The following is a 21,343-nucleotide window of genomic DNA, read 5'->3' on the forward strand; positions in this document are numbered from 1 at the left end:
ATTTCATGGGGCAGACGCTGGCGGAGATCCTGGACGGGGCGGCGTGCGGGCGGTTTCCGGAGGCTGATGGGAGCACGACCGTGGTCGCCGCGCCGAGCGGTCGCGACACGGGAGTGATCGCCTTCACCGCGCACTCGGTCGTGTTCACCGACGAGGACCCCGAGTGGGTCCATGCGACGTTGGCCGCTCTGGACTGCGACGCGCTGGCCGCGACCATGCACCCCCGCTTCCTGCTGGCCCTCCTGGAACGCACCGGGCGGGTCACCGACACCATCGACCTGTTGACTGTGGCGTCCTCGTTGCCCGGTGCGCCCGGGCTGGAGCTGCGGGAGGTCACCGACCCCGTGCACCCGCGCGTGGTCAGCGCCCGTCGGCGGCGGGACGGGGTGCGGATGTGGGAGGTCGGCGGGGGCGTGCTGGTGCTCGGGCGCGGGGTGGCGGGACGGTGGGAGGTGGCCGTCGAGCTGGACGAGGACGCCCGGCACCGGGGCCTCGGCCGCGCCCTCGCCACCGCCGCACGGCATCTGGTGCCCCCGGGCGAACCGCTCTGGTCGCAGCAGGCCGCGGGCAACGCGCGCAGTATCCGGGCGTTCCAGGCCGCCGGGTTCCGGCCGGTCGGCTCGGAGGCGCTGCTGCTGCGCGGCTGTCAGGTATGTGACGCCGGGGGAGTGTGACGGCTGCGCCGGGTTCGCCGTACGGCGGCGGCAGCCTCCCGCTACCCTGCCCGGCATGATCGACTCACTTGCCGGACCGACGGACACCGAGGTGGCGGCCACCGCGGCGCTGGCCGGGGCGGAGGTCGTGCGCGCCCGGTACGGGCGGCTCCACTCCCGTATCGACAAAGGCGCAGGGGACTTCGCCACCGACGCCGACGTGGCGGCCGAGGAGGCGATCCTCGACGTCCTCCGTGCCGCCCGGCCCGGGGACGCGGTGCACGGCGAGGAGGGCGGCCGGCGGGGCGCGGCCGGCGCGGCGCGGGAGTGGTTGGTGGACCCCTTGTGCGGGACGCTCAACTACGCCGTCGGCTCCCAACTGGTCGCCGTCAACGTGGCTTTGCGCAACGGCCCTGCCGCCGTGGCCGATCCGTTCAGCGGGGAGGTCTTCCTCACCGACGGCGAGACCGCCCGGGTCCGGCATGTCGCGGGCGGCGAAACGCCGTTGGCGCCTGCGGAGGACTCCCGCCTGGTGGACGTGAACCTCGATCCGCCCTTCCCGAGCGCGCCCGGATTCCGGGCGGTGGACCTGCTCGCCCACCCCGGGTTCGTCGAGCACTTCCGCCCGCGCGTCGTCTCCACGACGCTCGCGCTGGCCTGGGTCGCGGCCGGCCGGCGGGCCGCGTACGTCACCGACGGCGGCGACCTGAGCGGCAGCGTGCACTTCGCCGCCGGGATCGCCCTGTGCCGGGCCGCCGGCTGCGTCGTCACCGGGGTCGACGGCGCCCCGGCCGGAGCGGGCGGCAGGGGGCTCCTCGTGGCCGCGGACGCCGGGACGCACGAACTGTTGCTGTCCTTCATCCGCGGTCGTGGGCGGACCGACGGGAACGACTGAATTCCCTCAGATGTGCTCCTCGGGCGGGAAGCCGGTCCAGCGGAGTTCGGCGGGCAGGTGGCCGGTGTCGTTGAACAGGAGCAGTGCCGCGGGGCGGCCGGGAGAGTAACGGATCACGGTCAGCCCGGCGTTGGCGTGGTGGAGGCCCAGCCAGCGCGACTTCGGGGCGTCCAGCGCGTCCCGGACGAGCCAGCCGACGAGGAAGTTGTGGGTGACGAGCAGTTCATGGCGGGGCTCGTCGCCCTCGACCGCTCCCGTGAACCGTGCGAGCGCCTCCTCCGCAAGGCCGGGGCCCAGCTCGCGTTCCGCCGCCGGGAACTCCGCCAGTCGTGCGAGCGTCCGGTCGGCCGACTCCGCCGGCAGCTCCTCCCGTGACGGCAGGTACGGGATGTAGTCACCGGCCGGTTCGGACCGCAGCAGGGGGACCCCCGGCAGCCGCTCGCCCACCAGCCGCGCCGTCTGCTCGGCGCGGGGGAGCGGGCCGTGGTGGATCGCCGTGATCGGGGCCCCGCGCAGCCGCTCCCCGAGCAGGGCGGCCTGACGGCGGCCGGCGTCCGTCAGCGCGGTCTCGTCCTCGGAGGCCTGACCGTGCCGGGTCACGTACAGATAGCGGGCAGCGGTCGTTGTCGTCATGGGCGGGTCCTCCGTCGCGGTTCATGATCGTACGAACGTGTGCAGGGACGTCGGCCCGCGCTCGGGCGGTTCCCCGGAGCGGGACGGGCGGACCGCCTCCCGGGATGCGCGGGGGCAGTGGTCGGGGCACCGTGGAGGCATGGCCGAGCACCCGCCCGTGATCGTCTATCCGCCGTCCGCGACCGGAGGGCGGCGGGTCACCGTGCACGGGCAGATCGTGGGCCTGGCGCACGGAAGGGGCGAGGTGGCCGCGCTGCTGCGGGCCGCGGGGTTCGCCCCGGGGCCCGACAAGGTCGTCGAGCTGGACCGGCCCGGGCTGATCGAGTGGCGCGGCGGCGACCTCGACACCTGGGAGTGATCCGAGACCTGGGTTGGGAGTGATCCCGTGAAGCGTCGTCGTACGGTGCGCGAGAGCGCCTCGGCCTCGGTCGAGCCGCCGCCCGGCTATTACGTGGCCGGGGGCGAGCCCCCCGACGCTGCGCAGCGCGTCCTGATCCTGGACTGGGTGGTGAGCCGGCGCATCGCGAGCGGCTGGCGGGTCGAGTCGCGCTCCGGGAGCCAGGTGGTGCTGGTGCGCGGGCAGCCGGTGAACCATGTGCTGCACGCCTTCCTCACCGTCTTCTCGTGTCTGGTGTGGGGCATCGTGTGGGCCGGTGTCGCCCTCACCAACCGCGTCGAGCGCGTGGCTCTCACCGTCGACGCCCAGGGGCGCATCGTCACGGTCAGCGCACCATGACGGCGCCATGACAGTGTCATGACCGGTCACCCGAACGGGTGCGTCCGGGTGGCTGTGCCCAGGGGGCGCGGGGAACGTCGGAGCTGATCTGCCCGCATCACCAGGGCAGGTCGGGACAGCAGACGCCCGGCGTCTGTTCCGACCAAGGAGTCCTCATGTCGCAGCCCAGCACACCCACACCCGGCTCCTCACGCCCCGCCGATCCCCGTCCGGGCGGCGGCTCCGGCAGCCCGTGGGCGGCCGGAGGCACGGTGTTCGCGGGTGTCCTGCTGTTCGTGGACGGCATCCTCGGCGTGCTGAAGGGCATCGCGGGGATCGCCTCGAACGACGTCTACACGCGGATCAACGACTACGTCTTCAAGTTCAGCGTGACCTCGTGGGGCTGGATCCACCTCGTTCTCGGTGTGATCCTCATCTTCGTGGGCTGGGGCATTCTCCAGGGCGCGGCCTGGGCCCGCGGCGTGGGCGTCGCCTTCGCCGCCCTGAACCTCATCGCCAACTTCATGTGGCTCCCGTACACCCCGGTCTGGGCCATCGTCACCATCGCGATCGACGTGTTCATCATCTGGGCCCTGTGCACCGACCGGTCGAACCCGAGCGACGCGGTGCGGACCAGCTGAACCGGCGGGAGGGCGGAGGAGAGGGGCGGGCGGGCGGCGACGGGTGTCCGTTGTCAGTGGGGCGGTCCACACTGGAGTCATGTGCCGCAGTATCAAGACGCTCCGCCCGCCCGCCCTCCCCGAAGAGGCCACCGAGGAGGACATGCGGGCCGCCGCCCTTCAGTACGTACGCAAGGTCTCCGGGTTCCGCGCGCCCGCCGCGCACAACCGGGAGGTCTTCGACCGGGCCGTCGACGAGATCACCGCAGCCACGATGAAGCTGCTCGACGGCCTGGAGATACGGGGCGCGGCCAAGGGCTGAGTTCAGCCCGGCCCTTCGCTCAGGGGGCGGCCGGGGCGGGCGCCGACACCGGTCCGGGCCCGCTCGGGGGAGCGGCGCCGGGGGCAGGCGTGGGCGCCGGTACGGAGACGCGGGGTGCCGCCTTGGGAGCCGCTGCGGCGGCTGCCGCGGACGCGGTCGCGGAGGTCGTCCCGGCTGCCACCGCGGCTGCTCCCGGAGCCTCCGCCTCCCCGTCCGCCATCGAGGGCACCGCCGCTGCCCCGGCCGTCGCCGCCCGCGTCGCCGGGCGCTTCACCACGAACGCGGCCAGCGCGCCCGCCACGAACAGGGCCAGCACCGAAACGGCCGTGCCGAACCACGTCGAGCCCAGCCACCGGCCGCCGAAGTAACCGAGCCCCACGCTGTAACCCGCCCAGGCCAGGCCCGCCAGCGCGGACCAGGGAAGGAAGTCCCGCTTCCTGCGGTGGGCGGCGCCCGCGCCGAGGGAGACCACGGAGCGGCCCGCGGGAGCGAACCGGGCGATGATCACCAGTGCGCCGCCGCCCCGGCTCAGCGCCGCGCCGAGACGTTCCTGCGCCGTGGTGAGACGCCGGGAGCGGGCGATGGCCCGGTCCAGCCGGTCGCCCCCGCGCCAGGCGAGGCGGTACGCGACGAGGTCGCCGAGGACCGAGGCGGTGGCCGCGGACAGGATCAGCACGACGAGCGAGGGGACCTGTCCGCCGGTGCCCTCGCCGGCGCCGCTGACGGTGGTGGAGCCCGCGGCGGCCGCCGTGGCGGCCGTGATGACGAGAACGCCGCTGGGCAGCAGGGGCAGAAAGACGTCCAGGAGAACGGAGAGGGCGACCACCGCGTAGATCCATGGACTGCTGGTCAGCGCGGCCACACTCTCTAGCACCGTCTACTACTCCCCGATCGTGTCAACGCCGCGACGTCGCAGGGGAGCGGCAGGGGCGGCAGGTTCAGCTGTACAGCGTACGCGTGAGGGGTCTCCGGGCATCGGCCAGGGCGGGTGATGTTGTGCAGGTCACGTACACCTGGAGGCCATGTGCCCGTTAGGCGGGGAGAACGACCGGCACGCGAGCGAGGAGCAGCACATGACGGCATGGATGGTACGGACGGGACACGGGTCGTCGCACCCGCATGCGGGGCGGCCCGCGACGGCGGCCCGGGAGGGCGACGCGACCGCGCGGGTCCGGGGGGTCCCACGGGTCCCGGGCGTACTGGCGGGCACGGTGGCCCTGTTGACGCTGGCCTGCGGTGTGGGCGTCGCCCAGGGAACGGACGACGGGGTGTCCGGCACGACCCTCGGCGGCCACGGCGGCCACGGCGCGCACGGCGCGCACGGCGCGCACGGCGCTCCTGCGGAGGGGGCCCCGGCGCAGGGGCCCGGCGGTGGTGGGGACCCGAGCGGCAGTGGAGACCCGAGCGGCGGTGGAGCCCCGAGTGCTGGTGGAGACCCGAGCCGCACCGACGATGTCGCCGCGGCGGGCGACAGCTCGTGGATGCGGGCCGCAGGGGTGTTCTCCCCGCCGGGTTCCTTCGTACAGTCCGACGCGCTGACGTACGACACCCGGCTGGTGCCGGCGGGCGCGCGGATCGAGATCACCCAGTTCGCGGACCCGTCCGGTACCCGGGTCGGGGCCCGTCTGCGGGGGCTCGTGCCCGGCCGGGCGTACGGGATGCATGTGCACACCTCGCCCTGCGGTGCCGATCCCGCCGCGGCCGGGCCCCACTACCAGCACCGTCCGGCGGCGACCGCCGACCCGGTCAACGAGGTGTGGCTGGACTTCCGGACGGACGAGGACGGCGACGGGCGGGCCGAGGCCCTGCACGGCTGGGGCTTCCGGGAGGGCGGAGCGCGGTCGGTGATCGTCCACGACCGGCAGGGCGGTGCGGGGGAGCGGGCGGCCTGCTTCACGGTGCCGTTCGCGCCCCACGGGCGGGGGTGACGGGGCCGCCGCACCCTCGGGCGGAACACGCCGTACGGCGGTTGCCCCGTTCCTCCGCGAGGAGGGCGGGGCACCGCCGTACGGCCCACCGGTCAGACCGGGACGGCCGGGGCCTGCTGACGCCGGGCCGTGCCCTCGGCGGTGTCCGCCGTGTCACGCGAACCGAAGAAGCGGTCCAGGGCGACGGCTCCCGGGCCGGTGAAGACCAGCAGCAGGAACGCCCAGCAGAACATCGCCGACGCCTCGCCGCCGTTCTCGATCGGCAGGAGCGCCTGGGGCTGGTGCACCTTGAAGTACGCGTAGGCCATCGACCCGGAGGCGAGGAAGGCCGCGGCACGGGTGCCGAGGCCGAGGGCGACCAGGGACCCGCAGACCAACTGGATCAGAGCGGCGTACCAGCCGGGCCAGGCACCGGTCTCCGCCTGGTTGCCGCCCAGCACTCCGAAGAGCGTGGCGGCGCCGTGGAAGGCGAAGAGCAGGCCGACGACGAAGCGGAAAAGGCTGAGCACATAGGGCTGTGCCCGGTTCAGGCGGATGAGCATGGGGGGTGGGCTCCTTCGGTCGGGGTGGGGACGTGAACCGACTGGGCGCCTCAGGTTAGGGAAACCTCATCAATGCTTGCAACTTCAACATCCTGTCGAGTGGCCGAAAATCGCCTCACTCTCAGGGGTGAGTGAACGCTCAAGAACCGCTTCTAGCTGGGCCCCCTGCTTGCTCGCCTTGGCCTGTACCAATGTCAGCGCAGACTTCCGGCCAAGTAGCGTGAGTGTCATGAGCTGATTGCCGAACCAGGGGCCGCCCGCCCTGCTCCAGGTCACCGGCGACGCTCCCGTACGGCCGTGGCGGGCCAGCACCCGGCCGATCCACCGGCCCGCCCGGCTCCAGCCGAGACGGAAGCCCGTCCGGATGGACCGGGGGATCGAGTTGTGCACGGGGGAGCAGGTCAGCTGGAGGACGCGGGACACCGGGGCGCTCCCGGGGGCAGGGCCGGGTCCGGGGCCCGAATCGGCGTCCGGCCACCGGGACCGGGTGTCCGGCCACCGGGGTTCGGTGATATAGGCGTGGTGCACATCGCCCGAGAGGACGCATACCGTCGCCGGGGCGTCCGGGCCGCTCCCCGCCTCCCGCAGCAACTCCGTGAACCGGTCGAAGGACTCCGGGAAGGCGGCCCAGTGCTCCAGGTCGGACGCGCGGCGCAGCTTCTCGCCGAACCGTGCCCAGCGTGGCCCGCGTACGCCCGCGCACAGGGCGGCGTTCCAGCGTTCCGCGTCGTGGACGAGCGGGGGCAGCAGCCACGGCAGTGAGCTGCCGATGAGGAGATGGTCGTACGAGGCGGGGTCGTCCAGGACCGCTTTCCGCAGCCAGCCGGCCTCCTCGGGGTCGAGCATCGCCCGCTGTTCCTCGGCCAGGACGCGGGCCGCGCGGGTATCGACCATCACCAGCCGTACTCGGCCGAAAACACGCCGGTAGCTCCACCGGGTACGGGCGGGATCCGCGTCCGTTTCGGCGGCGAACCGGCGCAGCGCCTCGGTGCCGTCGGGCGAGGCCCTGACCGCCGCGTACACGGGGTCGGCGGCCAGTTCGGCGGGGGAGAGGTTGCCCAGATGCTGGTAGACCCAGTACGACATCAGCCCGCTGACGATCCGTTCGTGCCACCAGGGCGTGGCGCGCATGTCCCGCTGCCAGGCCTCACTGGTGTTCCAGTCGTCGATGACGTCGTGATCGTCGAAGATCATGCAGCTGGGAACGGTGGAGAGCAGCCAGCGCACCTCCGGGTCGCGCCACGACTCGTCGTAGAGGTAGGTGTACTCCTCGTAGTCCGCGATCTCCGCGCCCGGCGGCTCGCGCAGGTCCCGGCGGGCGGCGAGCCTGCGCCGGGTCGCCCCGGAGGTCTCGTCCGCGTACACCTGGTCGCCGAGCAGCAGCAGGACGTCGGGCCGCTCGGCCGCGGGATCCGCGGCGAGGCGCGCGGCCAGCGTGACCAGGGCGTCCGGCCCCACGGGGTCGTGCCCGCCGCCGGGAGCGGCCGCCCAGCGGCACGACCCGAACGAGATCCGCACGCCGTCCGGCTCCGCCCCGGAGCCCTCCGCCCCGGCACCCTCCGAGCCGGCACCCTTGGCCGCGACCGCCGAAGTCGCCGGGGCCGACGGTGTGGTGATGGTGCTCGGCGGGAGGCGGGCGTCGTCGGGCGGCCAGACACGCCGGGAGCCGATCAGCACCTCGTACGCCGTGGTGGTGCCGGGCGTCAGACCCGTCACCACCACCAGGGCGTAGTGGTGCCCGGCCACCGCGAAGGTGGGCGAGGAGCCCGAGGCGCCGTCCGCGCACCGGACTTCCACGGTGCACGGGCGGCTTGCCTCGACCCAGACGGTCGCGGTGGATCCGGTCTCCCAGTCGACGTACCGCAGTAGTGGTCCCAGGCGCAGCCCGGCCATGTGATGTCTCCTCGCTACGCCGTCACGGATGGGCTCCGTAACGTACAGAACGAGGAAGGGCGGCGCACGGGTTCCGGCGGGTCAGCAGCCGTTCAGGGCGGACTGCAGGGCGCTCTTCTCGGCCGAGTCCACGCTCAGGTTGTAGTGCTTCTTGACGTGGACCCAGGCGCGGACGTAGGTGCACTTGTACGAGGAGCTCGGCGGCATCCACTTGGCCGGGTCCTTGTCGCCCTTGGACTGGTTCACGTTGTCGGTGACCGCGATCAGCTGGGGGCGGGTCAGGTCGTTGGCGAACGACTGGCGTTGGGCGGTGGTCCAGCTGCTCGCGCCGGAGCGCCAGGCCTCGGCGAGCGGGACCATGTGGTCGATGTCCACGTCGGACGCGGCGCTCCAGGTGGCGCCGTCGTACGGCGAGTACCAACTGCCGCTGACCGCGGCGCAGGCGGCGTCCTGCTGGACGTTGGTGCCGTCGCGCTTGAGGACGACCTCGCGGGTGTTGCAGGCCCCCGACTGGGTGATCCAGTGCGGGAACTTGTCGCGGCTGTAGCCGCTGGACGAGCCCTCCGCGCCGACGGTGAGCTGGCTCAGATAGGTGCGTGCGGTCGCCGCGCTGACCGGGGTGGGCATGGCGGCCTGCGCGCTCGGGGCGCTGAACAGGGCGGACGTGGCGGCGAGTGCGGCGGTTGCGGCGACGACGGAGAGGCGACGCGCGTAGACACCGGACATGCGAACTCCCTTGATGTGGGGGGGCTTGGGCGGGCGGTAGGTGGGGCCCGGCCATCGTGGCGACGCCAGGTTTCTGTGGGGTGGGCGTCAGGTAACAGAGTGGCGACATGTGCACGTCACATCAAGGGGTGTGCAAGGGGAGTGACGGATCGCGGGAGCGCGCGGATCCGTCACGGGGCAGGTGTCCGGGTGCTGTTGGGCGTCCGGCGGGGGTCCGGGGGCGCTCGGTGTCCCTGGTCGCGCTCCCCGGTCGCACTCCCGGGGGGTGACGGTGCGGGAGGTTTCGCCAGGGGCCCGGGCGCGGGGAGTGTCGCCGGGGGGCTCGGGCGCGGCTCTATCGTTGCCGGGTGCTGCTTCCGGTCTCCCTCACCCTCGGCGTCGTCCTCGCCGTCCTGCTGGTTCTCACCGCCGCCGTCGCCGCGTGGGCCTCGCTGGGCCGGTCGCGCGAGATCCTCGTCGCCGGGGTGCGGGCGGCGGCCCAACTCGCCGCCGTCTCCCTGCTCATCGGCTGGGTGGTCCGTTCCCTGGCGCCGCTTCTCGGGTTCGTGGCGCTGATGTTCGCCGTAGCGGTGTGGACCGCCGGACGCCGGCTCACCGGCAATCGCACCTGGCGGTGGGCGGCCGTGCCGATCGGGGCGGGCGTGCTGCCCGTGGTGGGGGCGCTGCTGCTCACGGGGCTCGTGCCGCTCCGGGGCCTGGCGCTCATTCCGGTGGCCGGCATCCTCATCGGCGGGGCGCTCACCGCGACCGTGCTCGGCGGGCGGCGGGCCCTGGACGAGCTCACCGGCCGGCGCGGTGAGGTGGAGGCGGGCATGGCCCTCGGGATGCTCGACCGGGACGCCCGGCTGGAGATCGTGCGGCCGGCGGCGTCGGACGCGTTGCTGCCCGGGCTCGACCAGACCCGGACGGTCGGGCTCGTCACCCTGCCGGGGGCGTTCGTGGGCATGCTGCTGGGCGGCGCCTCACCCGTGGAGGCGGGCGCCGTGCAGCTGTTCGTCCTGGTGGCGCTGATGGCGGTGCAGGTGGTGGCCGTCGCGGTGGTCCTGGAGCTGGTCGCGCGCGGGCTGCTGCACCGGGGCTGAACCCCCGGGCCGGGCCAGGGGGTTCAGTGGGGAGGTGGAGCGGAGAAGTCTCAGGCCTCGTTGATGTGCAGGCGGATCGAGCCGTCCCCGGCCGCCTCCACCCGCACCTGGGTCAGGTCCTCGACATGGGCGTCCGGCGCGAGGGCCGCAGCGCGCGGGCCGACGCCCACGACGCGCATGCCCGCCGCCCGGCCCGCCGCGATGCCCGCCTCGGAGTCCTCGAACACGATGCAGTCCGCCGCGTCGAAGCCCAGCTCCGCCGCGCCCTTGAGGAAGCCCTCGGGGTCCGGCTTGCTGGCGCCGACCTGCTCGGCGGTGACGCGGACGGCGGGCATCGGCAGTGCGGCCGCGCCCATCCGGGCCGTCGCGAGCGCGGTGTCGGCGGAGGTCACCAGCGCGTGCGGCAGCTCGGTGATCGCGGCCATGAATGCGGGCGCCCCGCCGATCGGCACGACGCCCTCGACGTCGGCGGTCTCCTGGGCGAGCATCACCCGGTTGTCCGCGTAGTTCTCCTCCACCGGGCGGTCCGGGAGCAGGACGGCCATCGTGGCGTACCCCTGCCGGCCGTGCACCACCTTGAGCGCCGCCTCGGGGTCCAGCCCATGCTTGATCGCCCAGCGCCGCCAGCAGCGCTCGACCACCGCATCGGAGTTCACGAGGGTGCCGTCCATGTCGAGCAGGAGGGCTTGTGCGGTGAGGACGGTGGCCGGCATCGGCTGCTCCAGAACGCGGGGAGGTGTGCGGTACCGGGGAGGTGTGCGGTACCAGAGCAACCCCCGCCCGCCGGTCAGGGAGTGCGGGCGGGAGCTACTTTGTTCCACCACGATACAAAAACCGGGGTCGGAACGCCAATCCCTCTGCCCGGCGTCCGGGCGGCCCGGGCTCAGTGACGTCCGCGGCCGCTCGTCTCCGCCTCCAGCGCGCGCCGGGTGTTCGGTCCGTACACGCCCGCCGGATCGCCCTGGATCGCCTTGTACGACTGGTAGACCGCCACGGCGTTCTCCACCTGGTCGTTGTAGTTCGCGTCGGCCGGCCCCGCGTAGAGCCACACCTCCATGAGCCGGTTCTGCAGCTCGACGACCTCCGGGCCGCGGTCGCCGGGCCGCAGCGAAGGGCCGGCCAGGTCCGCGGGCGGGGCGTCGGACGGCGCGGCCGGGGGTGCGCCGTCGCCGTCCGGGGTGGGCGACGCGCTCGCCGTCGGCGACGCGGACGCGGTGGCGCTCGGGGTGGACTGCGGGCTCCGCGTCGGCGAGGCGGACGCGGACGGCGTGGCGGACGGCGTGGCCGACGCGGACGGCGTACGGGACGGAGTGGCCGACGCGGAGGGGGACGGGGCCACCGACGCGGCCGGTCCGTCCTCGGTGTCCGGGACGCTCGTGGTGGCCTCCGGCAGCGCCTCGTCCCGGCTGTCGTCGCCGCCGAACAGCCCACCGGCGAAAGCCGCCGTGCCGACCACCGCTGCCACGGCCGCCCCCACGGCGAGAGCCCCGAAGGGGCGCCTGCGGCGCGGCTGCACGGGGTCGGGGCCGGGAGCGAAGACGGGTTCCGCGCCCGCCGTACGTCTACGGCTTCCGTCCGGCGCGGAGGACGCCGCACCGCCCGCGCCGCCGGGGCCACCTGTGCCGCCGGGGCCGCCGGGGGCGCCCGCGCTCATGCCCGTACCCACGCCCGTACCCACGCCCGGGCCGTCGCCGCCCAGGAACAGCGGCATCGTGGTCGCCGCCGCCCCCGGAGTGTCGTGTTCCGAGACGTCATGTTCCGAGACGTCATGTTCCGAATCGGCGTGTGCCGAGACGCCGTGCCCCGAGACACCGTGTTCCGGAACGTCATGTTCTGGAACCTTGTCCTCCGGGCGGCGGCCGGTTCCGGGGTCCGTCAGCGTCACGTACGGCCGGATGCGCAGCGGGTCGAAGTCCTCGGCCGCGGCGATCTCCGCCGTACGGGCGGCGCGCTGCTCGTCCTCCGTGAGCTGCGCCGGACGCGCGCCCGCGCCGCACCGGCACGGCACCCGGTGCTCCGTGCCGGGCTCCCCGGCCGTCCGTCTCCCGCACTCCGGGCATGCGTGTCCGGTCATCGTGGGTCCCCTCCCCTTGAGCTGCCTGCGATTATGCAGCCCGCTCCGGGGAAGCCCAACGGCCCTCCGTGGCTCGGCCCGTCCTCGGCAGGCCATAACGGGGTGAAACGTCCAGGATGGGGGTGTAGTGGATCAGTGGATCAGCGGATCAGTGAATTCAGCGGATCGAGGAGACGCCCATGGCCCAGCAGCTGAGCCCGTCACCCCCGGCCCCCGGTGAGGGACAGTCCCACCGGAGCGTCCTGGTGGCGATCGGAGCGCTGCTCCTCGGCATGCTGCTCGCGGCACTCGATCAGACCATCGTTTCCACGGCGCTCCCGACGATCGTCAGCGAGCTCGGCGGGCTGGACCATCTGTCCTGGGTGGTGACCGCCTATCTGCTGGCGGCGACCGCGGCGACCCCGCTGTGGGGCAAGCTCGGCGACCAGTACGGCCGCAAGAAGCTCTTCCAGACCGCGATCGTGATCTTCCTGATCGGCTCCGCGCTCTGCGGAGTCGCCCAGAACATGCCCCAGCTGATCGGATTCCGGGCCCTCCAGGGACTCGGCGGCGGCGGGCTCATGGTGCTGTCGATGGCGATCGTCGGCGACCTCGTCACGCCGCGCGAACGCGGCAAGTACCAGGGGCTCTTCGGTGCGGTCTTCGGCGTGACGAGCGTCCTCGGTCCGCTCCTCGGCGGCTTCTTCACCGAACACCTCAGCTGGCGCTGGGTGTTCTACATCAACCTGCCGATCGGCGTCGTCGCGCTGGTCGTCATCGCGGCCGTCCTGCACATCCCGGTCCGCCGCGAGAAGCACGTCATCGACTACCTCGGCACCTTCCTCATCGCGTCCGTCGCCACCGCCCTGGTGCTCGTCGCCTCCCTCGGCGGTACGACCTGGGCCTGGAGCTCCCCGCAGATCATCGTGCTCGCGGTGCTCGCCGTCGTGCTGCTCGTGGTCTTCATCGCCGTCGAGCGGCGCGCGGCCGAACCCGTCCTGCCGCTGAAACTGTTCCGGATCCGCACCTTCAGCCTCGTCGCCGTGATCAGTTTCGTCATCGGCTTCGCCATGTTCGGCGCGATGACCTACCTGCCGACGTTCCTCCAGGTGGTCCACGACATCACCCCGACGATGTCCGGCGTCCACATGCTGCCGATGGTGTTCGGCCTGCTGATCACCTCGACCGGCTCCGGCCAGATCGTCAGCCGGACCGGCCGCTGGAAGGTCTTCCCGGTCCTGGGCACGGCCATCACCGCCGTCGGGCTGCTGCTGCTCCACCAGCTCGACGAGAACAGCTCCACCTGGCTGATGAGCGCCTTCTTCTTCGTCTTCGGCGCCGGTCTCGGCCTGGTGATGCAGGTCCTCGTCCTGGTCGCCCAGAACTCCGTCTCCTACCAGGATCTCGGCGTCGCCACCTCCGGCGTGACGTTCTTCCGGTCCATCGGCTCCGCGTTCGGCGTGGCCATCTTCGGGACCATCTTCGCCAACCGGCTGACCGGTCAGCTGACGGACGCGCTCACCGGGCAGTCGCTGCCGCCGGGCGTCGACGCGGGGCGGCTGGCCGCCGACCCCCGGGCCATCGGGCAGCTCCCGGCCGACCTGCGGCCCTCCGTCCTCAGCGCGTACTCCACCTCCATCACGGACGTCTTCCTGTACGCCGTCCCGGTCGTCCTCCTGGCCTTCGTCCTCGCCTGGTTCCTCCGCGAGGACAAACTCCGGGGCTCGGTGACCGCCCCGGACGCCGGCCAGACCCTCGCCTCCAACCCCGTCGAGCGCTCCTCGTACGACGAGTGCGCCCGCGCCCTGTCGGTGCTGGCCACCCGGGAGGGCCGCCGCGAGATCTACGAGGAGATCACGGCACGGGCCGGATACGACCTGCTGCCCGCGGCCAGCTGGCTGCTCCTGCGGATCAAGCGGCACGGCACCGTCGAACCCGCCCGGCTCGCCGAGACCGCTCCCGTACCGCTGCACGTGATCACCGACGCCGCCCGGCAGGTCGAGGAGCGCGGACTGGCCCGCCGGGAGGGCCTGCAGATGATCCTCACCGACGCGGGGGCCGAGGCCGTCGTCCACCTCTCCCAGGCCCGCGAGGACTCCCTCGCCGAACTCCTCGGCGACTGGTGGGGCCCCGAGCGCCCCACCGACCTGGTCAAACTCGTCAGCGAACTGACCGCCGAGGTCAGCGGCTCGACCAAGGAGCGCCCCCACTCCCCGACGCCTCCCCGCGACCACGAGGCCCATCTGCGCCACGACGAGCGCGAGGCGGAGGCCCACCGCCGGAGCCGCGACGACCGCGACGACCACGGCCACCCGCACCCGCCCGCCTGAGCACCCGGCGCCCGGCACCCGGGCCGGGGCGCCGTGCGGTTCGCCGTACGCCGGGTCACAGCTCCTTGGCGAACCAGTGCTCGGCGTACTGGTTGCGGCGGTGGAACGCCGGCACCTCCCGGTACCCGTGCTTCGTGTACAGCCCGCGCGCCTCGACCAGGTCGTTGCGGGTGTCCAGCCGCAGCAGCCGTACGCCGTACGCCCGCGCCGCCTCCTCCACCGCGGCCAGCAGCAGCCCGCCGCCGTCCGTGCCCCGGAACGCCGGCCGCACGTACACCCGCGTCAGCTCCGCCGTACCCGGCCCGGCGGCCTCCGTCAGTACCAGCCCGGCACAGCTCGCGGCCTTGCTCCCGTACCGGCCGACGACGAACTGGCCGGTCGGCGGTACGAGCAGGTCGGCGCCGTCGTCGGCGAGCCCGTCGTCGATCTCCTCGGCGGTCGCGGGCCGCTGCCAGTAGCGGCTCGCGACCTCGTCGTAGTAGTCGCGGCGTAGTGCGCTCGCGTCGGGGGAGTCGAATCGTTCGACGGTCACGGTCCAGGTCATGTGGGGCATTCTTGCTGCCGCGCGGTCCGAACGACTACGCGATTTATATGTGACGACGCAACTTACGTGCAGGGGGCAGCAGTGACTGAGGTATCCACTCCATCCACTCCACCCACTCCATCCACGCCATCCACCGCATCCATGACCGGTGCGATCCAGCGCCTAGCCGAGCGCTGGATACGGGACGGCGGCATGGCGGCAGGGGAGGGCCGCGACCGTACGGAACCCGGCACCGGCTTCGTGTGCTCGCCCGCCGGGCTGTGGCTCGCGCTGGCCGCCGTCGCCGCCGGAGCGCGCGGTGCGACCGCCGCCGAGCTGCGGGCCCTCCTCGGCACCGCGGACCGGGAGGCCGCGCCGGCCGTCACGGCGGTGGCCCGCGAGCTGGCGGGGACCGGGGCGCTGGGCGTGGCCACCCGGGTCTGGAGCCGGGTGCCCGTGCTGCTCGCGTACCGGGAGGCGCTGCCGGACGTCCGCTTCGACCCGATGGACCCGGCGGCCGTCGACGCCTGGGTCCGCGAGGCCACCGGAGGGCTGATCGAGCGGCTGCCGCTGGAGATCACCGACGAGATCCTGCTGGCCCTGGTCAACGTGCTGGCGCTGAAGGCCCGCTGGGAGAAGCCGTTCGAAGCCTGGCGGACCCAGGACCTGCCGTTCACGGACGAGGCCGGGGCGGTCACCTCGGTGCCGACCATGTTCGCGTACGTGCCGCTGTCCGACGCCTGGACGGCCGGCGGGGCGTACGTCGTCGAGCTCCGCTGCGCACCGGAACCGGACGGCCGCCCCGGCGCCCGGGTCCGCCTCGTCCTCGGGGAGCCGGGCGCGGGCCCGGAGCGGGTGCTGCCCGTGGGCTGGGCGTCCCGGCCGGCGGGCGGCGCGCTGGACACCGACCGGGTGACGATCGGGCTGCCCCGGCTCGCCCTGCGGACCTGGGTGCCCGTCACCGGGCAGCTGCCCGCCCTCGGCGTACGGCTGGCCACCTCCGACGCCGCGGACTTCTCCGGCCTCTCGCCCGAACCCCTCACCATCTCCGACGTGGTCCAGGAGGCCGTCCTGAAGATCGCCGAGGAGGGGGTGGAGGCCGCGGCCGTGACGGTGGTCGCCATGGCGCCGGCGGGAGCCGCCCCCCGGCCGCAGCGGGTGCGGCACATCGCCTTCGACCGGCCCTTCGGCGTCGTCGTGCTGGCCGGAGCCGAGGACGTACCGCTGTTCACCGCCTGGCAGGCGGACGCCCCCGCCGCCGCCCCGAACGCCTGAGAACCGGGCTCCGCGGGCCGCCCCCTCATCCCCGCGGACGACATCTTCCGGACCGCAGCAGGATGACAGTCAGGCAAAGAGGGGGTTGATTGTGTCTACCTCGTAGGGCAATGCGAGGCTTCATCCGGCATGGCCCCCAATCGAAGGGGCGGTGCATGGAACGGTGGGAGGGTCGGCGCAGCGTGGCGAATGCGGATCACAGTGTGCGCGGTGACGCGGCAGCGGACACAGGAGCGAGGACCGGGCTGACCCGGGCCCTGCTCTGGCTGGTCGTGGCCGTGCTGGCGGTACGGCAGGTGGCGGTGGTGCTCCGGCAGCCTCCGGGGGAACGGCTCCTCGATCTGGAGGCCTGGACCGGGGAGAACGGTGTCCTGCGTCTGACGGGCTCGCTGTACGACGGCGGCCGGTTCACCGGGACACCCTTCGCCGGGGTGGTCCTGAAACCTCTCACCGCCTCGGCCCAGCCGGCCCTGGGCGTCGTGTGGACGTCGGTGTCCCTGCTGCTCGTCGTCGCCGTCGGCCTCGTCGTGGCCCGGGCCCTGCCCACACCGGTGGGCCGGCGGACGGCCCTGTTCGCGGCCCCCGTCGCGATCGGCCTGCTCCTGCTGTCGCTGCCGGTCCGCAACACCCTGCACCTGGGCCAGACCAGCGTCCTGCCCGTCCTGCTGGTGCTCCTGGCCTGCTTCGTCGTCCGGGAGCACCGGGCGGCGGGCGTCCTCGTCGGCCTCGCCGCCGCCTTCCAGCCGGTGCTGCTGCTCTTCGCCGCCCTGCTCTGGCTGACCGGCAGGCGGCAGGCGTCGGTGAGCGCGGGGGTGACCTTCGCCCTCGCCACGGCCGCCGCCTGGGTCGCGGCGCCGAAGGACTCATGGACGTACTGGGTGCACCATCTCGCGGGCGCCGGACTGGGCGAGCGGCCGGACAGCCTGGCCAACCAGTCCCTGCACGGGGCACTGCTCCGGCTCGGGCTCGAAGGGCCGGTCGAGATCGCCCTGTTCCTGGTGGTCTCCGCCGCCGTCGTGGTCATCGGCCTGCGGCGCGCGGTGCGGTACGCCCAGGACGGGCAACTGCTCCTCGCGGTGGCCGTGACCGGCTGCGTCGTGGCCGCCGTCACGCCGACCGCCTGGCAGCACCAGCTCCTCTGGGTGCTCCTCGCGGTCGTCGGCAAGGTCGGCAAGCGGGCCTCCGACCGGCTGGTCTGGCCGTCCGTGGTGCTGCTGGCCGTCACCCTGCCGGCGACGATGCTGCTGCCGAACCTCGAGACGCTCTTCCCCGTACGCGACAACGTGCTGCTCCTCGCGGCGCTCGGCGCGGCCTGCCTCGCCCCGTTCCTGCCCCGCACCTCGCCGTACTGGCAGCACCCGGTCCCCACCGACTACGCGAAACCGGTCGCGGCGCGCTGGAGACGCGTGCCGCTCCTGCCGTTCTGGCGCCGGGTCCTCACCCGCCCCAACCTGCTGCTGGAACTCCTGCTCATCCGGGTCGTCTACGACGCCTACGCCCAGGTCCGCCTCGCCGCCCGGGCGGGCCGCCCGCTCGCCGAGGAGCACGGCCGGCAGATCCATGCCATCGAGCAGTGGCTGCACATCGACATCGAGCACTGGGTCAACCACACGGTCGTCCAGATCACCTGGCTGCGTGATTTCTTCGACTACTACTACTCCACGTTCCACTTCATCGTCCCGCTGACGATCCTCGGCGTGCTGTACGTGCGCCGCCCCGCCGACTACCGCTGGGTCCGCTCGTCCATCGGCTTCGCCACCCTGCTCGCGCTCGTCGGCTTCTGGCTCTACCCGCTGGCCCCGCCCCGGCTCATGCCCGGCCTCGGCTTCATCGACACCGTCCACGGGGTGCAGGACTTCGCGAAGCCCGACTACGGGACGCTGACCACCGTCACCAACCAGTACGCGGCGATGCCGTCGCTGCACTTTGGCTGGTCGCTGTGGTGCGGTGTGGTGATCGTGATGCTGGCCCCGAAGCTGTGGATGAAGGCGCTGGGCCTGCTGCACCCGCTCTTCACGATCGCCGCGATCGTGGCCACCGCCAACCACTGGGTGCTCGACGCGGCCGGCGGCGCCCTGGTCGTATCGCTGGGCTTCGGGCTGACGTATCTGCTGTCGGGGCCGCGCAGGCTGGCGACCGGGGAGCGGGAAGCGGCGGCGGAATCCGTGGAGCCGTCTCCCGCGGAACCCGCGGCCGAGCCGGAGCCCGTACCGGCCGGGAAAGCAGCAGGCGGCGCATAGCGGGAAAGCAGGCCGAAGGAGTGCCGGGACGACGTTCACCGTCCCGGCACCCCTTCGGCATGGATCGCCGCGTCCTTACATGGTCCGCCCGCCGCTCCCACTCCGCCACTCGGCGGACGGTGTCAGGACCCCTGGGCCACGCTCACCTGAAGCTGTTTGATGCCGTTGAGCCAGGCCGAGCGCAGCCGTCGCGGGTCCTCCAGCAGCCGCAGATCCGGCAGCACGTCGGCGATCGCGTTGAAGATCAGGTCGATCTCCATCACGGCCAGCGACTTGCCCAGGCAGAAGTGCGGACCGCCGCCCCCGAACCCGAGGTGCGGGTTGGGGTCGCGGGTGATGTCGAAGGCCTCCGGGGCGTCGAACACCTCGGGGTCGTTGTTGGCCGAGGAGTAGAACAGCCCCACCCGCTCGCCCTTCCTGATCCGCTGACCGCCCAGCTCCAGGTCCTGGGTGGCGGTCCGCTGGAAGGAGACCACCGGGGTCGCCCAGCGCACGATCTCCTCGGCCGTGGTCTTCGGGCGCTCCCGCTTGTAGAGCTCCCACTGCTCGGGATGGGTGAGGAAGGCGTGCATGCCGTGGCTGATCGCGTTACGGGTCGTCTCGTTCCCGGCCACCGCGAGCAGGATCACGAAGAACCCGAACTCGTCGGACGACAGGTTCCCGTCGCCCTCCGCCGCGACGAGCTGGCTCACGATGTCCTGCGCCGGGCACTCCTTGCGGGCCGCCGCCAGGTTCATCGAGTACGCCACGATCTCCATCGCCGCCTCGGCGCCGACCTCCTCGGTGATCGCGTACTCCGGATCGTCGTACGCGGCCATCTTGTTGGACCAGTCGAAGATCTTGGAACGGTCCTCCTGCGGTACGCCGATGAGCTCGGCGATGGCCTGGAGCGGGAGCTCCACCGCGATGTTCGTCACGAAGTCGAAGGAGCCGTCGGTGTCCGCCGACGCCAGGGCCGTCTCGACGATGCCACGGGCCCGGGAGCGCAGGGCCGCCTCCAGGGAGCGCACCGCGCGCGGGGTGAAGCCGCGCTGGACGATCTGCCGGACCCGGGTGTGTTCCGGCGGGTCCATGTTCAGCATGATCATCTTCTGGACGTCGATCTGGTCGCGGCTGATCGTCTCGTTGAAGCGGATGACGGCGGTGTTGGTGTTCGAGGAGAACAACTCGGGGTGCGTGGAGACGTACTTGACGTCCGCGTGCCGGGTGACGGCCCAGTAGCCCTCGTCGCCGAACCCGGAGATGTTGTGCGGCTGGGTGCACCACCAGACCGGCGCGGTCTCCCGCGCCAGAGCGAACTCCGGGTGCGGCACGCGGGATTGGAGGAGATCGGGGTCGGTGAAGTCGAACCCGTCGGGCAGATGGGGGCAGCGCATGGGCACCTCTCCACTCCGGATCTGGCGGCGAACCGTCCGACGGCCGCAACTGTCTGGCAGCCGCAACTATCTGACGGCCGCAATTGTCTGACGCTCCATCAGAAGGTGACCGCAAGGTAGTAACGAGTTCTACAAGTGGCAAGAGCCGTGGCCGGATCTGTTGCCTCCGGTGTCGGCGCGGGCCCGCGGTCTCTTCGCAGGGCGCGCGCACAGTGCGTGCACGCCCCTTGCGCAGCCGGGCCGCCGTCACGAGACTGCTTGCAGAACTAGAACGCGTACTAGTTCCTTCCGTGGGCGCCGGGACGCCCCCTGCGGAAGCGCGAGGAGAGGACGAGCTCATGGCCGCGGAACCCGTCATCGTCGAAGCCGTACGCACCCCCATCGGCAGGCGCGGAGGCGCACTCGCCAATCTGCACCCCGCCTATCTGCTGGGCGAGACCTACCGTGAACTTCTCGGCCGCACCGGCATCCAGGCCGACTGCGTCGAACAGATCGTCGGCGGCACCGTCACGCACGCCGGCGAGCAGTCGATGAACCCGGCCCGCAACGCCTGGCTGACCGTGGGCCTGCCGTACGAGACCGCCGCCACCACCGTGGACTGCCAGTGCGGATCCTCGCAGCAGGCCTCCCACATGGTCGCCAACATGGTGGCCGCCGGGGTCATCGACGTGGGCATCAGCTGCGGCGTCGAGGCGATGTCCCGGGTGCCGCTGGGCAGCGGTTCCAAGCACGGCCCGGGAAAACCCTGGCCCGACGAGTGGAACGTGGACCTGCCCAACCAGTTCGAGGCCGCCGAGCGCATCGCCCGCAAACGCGGCCTGACCCGGGAGCGGGTCGACGCGCTCGGCCTGCTCTCCCAGCAGCGGGCCGCCGAGGCGTGGGCGGAGGAGCGCTTCAAGCGCGAGACGTACGCCGTCCAGGTCCCGACCACCGAGGAGGAGCAGGCGGCGGGCCAGGGCATGTGGCGGCTCGTCGACCGGGACGAAGGGCTGCGCGACACCTCGATGGAGGCGCTCGCCGGGCTGAAGGCCGTCATGCCGAGCGCGATCCACACCGCCGGGAACTCCTCGCAGATATCGGACGGGGCCTGCGCCATCATGTGGTCGTCGAAGCGCATGGCACGGGCCCTCAAGCTCAAGCCCCGGGCCCGGATCGTGGCCCAGGCCCTGGTCGGATCCGACCCGCACTTCCACCTCGACGGCCCGATCGACGCGACCCGGGCGGTGCTCGGCAAGGCCGGTATGTCGCTGCGGGACATCGACCTCGTCGAGATCAACGAGGCCTTCGCCTCGGTGGTGCTGAGCTGGGCGCAGGAGTTCGAGGCGGACCTCGACGGCCTGGAGAAGGTCAACGTCAACGGCGGTGCGATCGCGCTCGGCCACCCGGTCGGCGCGACGGGCGCCCGGCTGATCACCACGGCCCTGCACGAACTGGAACGCCGCGACAAGGAGTTCGCGCTGATCACGATGTGCGCGGGAGGAGCCTTGGCGACCGGCACGATCATCCAGCGGCTGTGACCCGTAGTCCTCTTCGACCG

The 21,343-nt window shown here is 72.8% G+C and carries 21 protein-coding genes; 12 read left to right on the forward strand and 9 right to left on the reverse strand.

Annotated elements, in window-relative coordinates; genetic code table 11:
• Positions 1–5 precede the first annotated feature (5 nt).
• Both ACIQPT_RS10790 and ACIQPT_RS10795 read left to right on the forward strand, forming a co-directional pair.
• Positions 6–674 (forward strand): GNAT family N-acetyltransferase, encoded by a 669-nt coding sequence (locus ACIQPT_RS10790; protein ID WP_401154730.1) that lies wholly within the window; start codon positions 6–8, stop codon positions 672–674.
• Positions 675–729: 55 nt separating this feature from the next.
• Positions 730–1,548, forward strand: a complete 819-nt coding sequence (locus ACIQPT_RS10795; RefSeq protein ID WP_401154731.1) for an inositol monophosphatase family protein — start codon at positions 730–732, stop codon at positions 1,546–1,548.
• A gap of 6 nt (positions 1,549–1,554) precedes the next feature.
• Here the strand turns inward: ACIQPT_RS10795 and ACIQPT_RS10800 are convergent, their stop codons facing one another.
• Positions 1,555–2,181, reverse strand: coding sequence for a histidine phosphatase family protein (locus tag ACIQPT_RS10800; protein WP_401154733.1), 627 nt, complete (start codon positions 2,179–2,181; stop codon positions 1,555–1,557).
• 139 nt (positions 2,182–2,320) lie between these two features.
• Here ACIQPT_RS10800 and ACIQPT_RS10805 point away from each other — a divergent pair, with 139 nt between their 5' ends.
• The 4 genes from ACIQPT_RS10805 to ACIQPT_RS10820 all read left to right on the forward strand — a co-directional run bounded on the left by ACIQPT_RS10805 (position 2,321) and on the right by ACIQPT_RS10820 (position 3,838).
• Positions 2,321–2,539 carry a hypothetical protein gene (locus tag ACIQPT_RS10805; protein WP_007459297.1) on the forward strand — a complete coding sequence of 73 codons (219 nt, stop codon included), beginning with the start codon at positions 2,321–2,323 and terminating at the stop codon, positions 2,537–2,539.
• Positions 2,540–2,566: 27 nt separating this feature from the next.
• Complete coding sequence (locus tag ACIQPT_RS10810; protein ID WP_401154735.1) at positions 2,567–2,917, forward strand: hypothetical protein; 351 nt, start codon at positions 2,567–2,569, stop codon at positions 2,915–2,917.
• Between the two features lie 155 nt (positions 2,918–3,072).
• On the forward strand, positions 3,073–3,537 hold the full coding sequence (locus tag ACIQPT_RS10815) for a hypothetical protein (RefSeq protein ID WP_401154736.1): 465 nt from the start codon (positions 3,073–3,075) through the stop codon (positions 3,535–3,537).
• Positions 3,538–3,616: 79 nt separating this feature from the next.
• Positions 3,617–3,838 carry a DUF2277 domain-containing protein gene (locus ACIQPT_RS10820; RefSeq protein ID WP_030075838.1) on the forward strand — a complete coding sequence of 74 codons (222 nt, stop codon included), beginning with the start codon at positions 3,617–3,619 and terminating at the stop codon, positions 3,836–3,838.
• A gap of 19 nt (positions 3,839–3,857) precedes the next feature.
• On the opposite strand, the gene ACIQPT_RS10825 is transcribed toward ACIQPT_RS10820, so the two are convergent.
• Positions 3,858–4,712 carry a DedA family protein gene (locus tag ACIQPT_RS10825; RefSeq protein WP_401154739.1) on the reverse strand — a complete coding sequence of 285 codons (855 nt, stop codon included), beginning with the start codon at positions 4,710–4,712 and terminating at the stop codon, positions 3,858–3,860.
• A gap of 199 nt (positions 4,713–4,911) precedes the next feature.
• On the opposite strand from ACIQPT_RS10825, the gene ACIQPT_RS10830 reads away from it, so the two are divergent.
• Positions 4,912–5,766, forward strand: coding sequence for a superoxide dismutase family protein (locus tag ACIQPT_RS10830; protein WP_401154741.1), 855 nt, complete (start codon positions 4,912–4,914; stop codon positions 5,764–5,766).
• A 92-nt stretch (positions 5,767–5,858) separates the two neighbouring features.
• On the opposite strand, the gene ACIQPT_RS10835 is transcribed toward ACIQPT_RS10830, so the two are convergent.
• The 3 genes from ACIQPT_RS10835 to ACIQPT_RS10845 all read right to left on the reverse strand — a co-directional run bounded on the left by ACIQPT_RS10835 (position 5,859) and on the right by ACIQPT_RS10845 (position 8,927).
• Positions 5,859–6,308 (reverse strand): DoxX family protein, encoded by a 450-nt coding sequence (locus ACIQPT_RS10835; RefSeq protein WP_401154743.1) that lies wholly within the window; start codon positions 6,306–6,308, stop codon positions 5,859–5,861.
• Between the two features lie 84 nt (positions 6,309–6,392).
• Positions 6,393–8,201, reverse strand: coding sequence for an alkaline phosphatase D family protein (locus tag ACIQPT_RS10840; RefSeq protein ID WP_401154745.1), 1,809 nt, complete (start codon positions 8,199–8,201; stop codon positions 6,393–6,395).
• Positions 8,202–8,282: 81 nt separating this feature from the next.
• Positions 8,283–8,927: an HNH endonuclease family protein gene (locus tag ACIQPT_RS10845; RefSeq protein WP_401154747.1), complete on the reverse strand. Its 645-nt coding sequence runs from the start codon at positions 8,925–8,927 to the stop codon at positions 8,283–8,285.
• A gap of 347 nt (positions 8,928–9,274) precedes the next feature.
• On the opposite strand from ACIQPT_RS10845, the gene ACIQPT_RS10850 reads away from it, so the two are divergent.
• The gene (locus tag ACIQPT_RS10850; RefSeq protein WP_401154749.1) at positions 9,275–10,009 is read left to right on the forward strand and encodes an ABC transporter permease; all 735 of its coding nucleotides are present in this window, start codon (positions 9,275–9,277) and stop codon (positions 10,007–10,009) included.
• A 50-nt stretch (positions 10,010–10,059) separates the two neighbouring features.
• On the opposite strand, the gene ACIQPT_RS10855 is transcribed toward ACIQPT_RS10850, so the two are convergent.
• Positions 10,060–10,722 carry an HAD-IA family hydrolase gene (locus ACIQPT_RS10855; protein WP_401154751.1) on the reverse strand — a complete coding sequence of 221 codons (663 nt, stop codon included), beginning with the start codon at positions 10,720–10,722 and terminating at the stop codon, positions 10,060–10,062.
• Positions 10,723–10,892: 170 nt separating this feature from the next.
• A complete protein-coding gene (locus ACIQPT_RS10860; RefSeq protein WP_401154753.1) occupies positions 10,893–12,083 on the reverse strand; it encodes a peptidoglycan-binding protein in 1,191 nt (396 codons plus the stop codon).
• Between the two features lie 179 nt (positions 12,084–12,262).
• On the opposite strand from ACIQPT_RS10860, the gene ACIQPT_RS10865 reads away from it, so the two are divergent.
• Positions 12,263–14,392 carry a DHA2 family efflux MFS transporter permease subunit gene (locus ACIQPT_RS10865; protein ID WP_401154755.1) on the forward strand — a complete coding sequence of 710 codons (2,130 nt, stop codon included), beginning with the start codon at positions 12,263–12,265 and terminating at the stop codon, positions 14,390–14,392.
• A 55-nt stretch (positions 14,393–14,447) separates the two neighbouring features.
• On the opposite strand, the gene ACIQPT_RS10870 is transcribed toward ACIQPT_RS10865, so the two are convergent.
• On the reverse strand, positions 14,448–14,936 hold the full coding sequence (locus tag ACIQPT_RS10870) for a GNAT family N-acetyltransferase (protein WP_401154756.1): 489 nt from the start codon (positions 14,934–14,936) through the stop codon (positions 14,448–14,450).
• A 141-nt stretch (positions 14,937–15,077) separates the two neighbouring features.
• Between ACIQPT_RS10870 and ACIQPT_RS10875 the strand changes: the two genes are divergently transcribed.
• Complete coding sequence (locus ACIQPT_RS10875; RefSeq protein WP_401154757.1) at positions 15,078–16,190, forward strand: serpin family protein; 1,113 nt, start codon at positions 15,078–15,080, stop codon at positions 16,188–16,190.
• Positions 16,191–16,345: 155 nt separating this feature from the next.
• On the forward strand, positions 16,346–18,430 hold the full coding sequence (locus ACIQPT_RS10880; RefSeq protein WP_401154759.1) for a phosphatase PAP2 family protein: 2,085 nt from the start codon (positions 16,346–16,348) through the stop codon (positions 18,428–18,430).
• Between the two features lie 122 nt (positions 18,431–18,552).
• Here the strand turns inward: ACIQPT_RS10880 and ACIQPT_RS10885 are convergent, their stop codons facing one another.
• Positions 18,553–19,806, reverse strand: coding sequence for a cytochrome P450 (locus tag ACIQPT_RS10885; protein ID WP_401154761.1), 1,254 nt, complete (start codon positions 19,804–19,806; stop codon positions 18,553–18,555).
• A 338-nt stretch (positions 19,807–20,144) separates the two neighbouring features.
• On the opposite strand from ACIQPT_RS10885, the gene ACIQPT_RS10890 reads away from it, so the two are divergent.
• Positions 20,145–21,323, forward strand: coding sequence for a steroid 3-ketoacyl-CoA thiolase (locus tag ACIQPT_RS10890; protein WP_401154763.1), 1,179 nt, complete (start codon positions 20,145–20,147; stop codon positions 21,321–21,323).
• The last annotated feature ends 20 nt before the right edge of the window (positions 21,324–21,343 follow it).

Origin of the sequence: Streptomyces sp. NPDC091289 (genome assembly GCF_044757365.1) — a bacterium.
GTDB lineage: Bacteria > Actinomycetota > Actinomycetes > Streptomycetales > Streptomycetaceae > Streptomyces.